1 protein-coding gene is annotated in these 790 nt (G+C 45.1%); it reads right to left on the reverse strand.

Annotation, left to right across the window (positions count from 1 at the left end; translation table 11 throughout):
• Nucleotides 1-724 (reverse strand): hypothetical protein (locus GY683_RS04715; protein ID WP_297287647.1); only part of this gene is annotated, 724 nt, incomplete at its 3' end.
• Nucleotides 725-790: the final 66 nt, after the last annotated feature.

Below are 790 nucleotides of genomic sequence, written 5' to 3' on the forward strand. Positions count from 1 at the left end.
CAGGTGGTAACGGGGGTAAAGTCACTTGACATAAGTCGCCATCGTGATACACCGATTGGTTCGGCGTGAGGGCAGCGTTGTCTGAGATGGAACCTTCAAGAACAGCGGAACCCGTAAAGATTTTTGACCAATCGCCTTCCATGCTTTGGGCTTGGTAGAGGATTTTCCAATTGGTTGCTGTGTGGAATTGATCGTAGTCAATTTCATAACGTTGCAAGTCGTAATTGGGTAGCAAGGTGAGTTCGCGCCGCGTAAAGTTGGTGCTTTCGCCCTGATATTGAGTGACTTCATCAAGTTCATTGACTAATATTGCCCGTACTTTTTTCATGCCATTAAAGTCGGGAATGGCTTTCACCCATAATTTTGCGGTGGTTTGACCTTCTACGAGTTGAATTGTGGGGTGCATGTCAGTGATTTCAGGAGGCAGTGAGCCATGTACTTTTTTGCCGCCAATGTAAGTGCGGCGGGCAAAACGTCCATCATCGCTGGCATAGAATCCATCTTGGGTGTCATCCAAGAGGGGATTTTGTTTGCCAAAGGTTTGTGAATCATCAATGATTTTGCTTTTCGCATAGTTAAAGGCTTCTCCAACGCTTTGCCCATGTTTTAATTCCTCAATAAAAGTATGGGAAAAACCGCCCATTTTTTCAGGACTCCAAGCCCGATTTTCAGAATCCGCGCTGGTTATCAGAATGCGATTTGCCACGCCCGATAAGTCATCCAAAAATGTTCCTGAATAACAGGTATCCAAAATGATAATTTGTTCTACGTCTGTCGGGATTTGGTCAAG

Origin of the sequence: Moraxella sp., assembly GCF_024227015.1 — a bacterium.
Taxonomy (GTDB): domain Bacteria; phylum Pseudomonadota; class Gammaproteobacteria; order Pseudomonadales; family Moraxellaceae; genus Moraxella.